The sequence below is a fragment of the Streptomyces rhizosphaerihabitans genome (assembly GCF_025399795.1).
GTDB lineage: Bacteria > Actinomycetota > Actinomycetes > Streptomycetales > Streptomycetaceae > Streptomyces > Streptomyces rhizosphaerihabitans.
In genome coordinates this window covers 1-250 of the sequence record NZ_JAODTZ010000230.1, presented here as the reverse complement: position 1 = coordinate 250, position 250 = coordinate 1, and the positions used below count along the sequence as shown (strand labels likewise).

Sequence of the window (250 nt, the reverse complement as noted above, 5' to 3'; positions counted from 1 at the left end):
CAGGGGATTCACCCCGATCCCGAAACGCTGGGCAGTCGAGCGGACCTATGGCTGGCTCATGCTCCACCGCCGCCTGGCCCGCGACTACGAAACCCTGCCCGCCCGCTCCGAAGCCATGATCCACATCGCCATGACCGACCTCATGGCCCGCCGCCTCACCAGCGAGAACACCATCTCCTGGCGCGACCCGACACCAGCACACCAAAGCCGCATTCGAGGATGAAACAACAGGATGAAACGACCTCTTAGG

1 protein-coding gene is annotated in these 250 nt (G+C 63.6%); it reads left to right on the top strand.

From position 1 onward, the window contains the following. The coding region (locus tag N4G66_RS45535; RefSeq protein ID WP_261710184.1) for a transposase at positions 1-223 on the top strand (223 nt) is incomplete at its 5' end. Positions 224-250 lie beyond the last annotated feature (27 nt).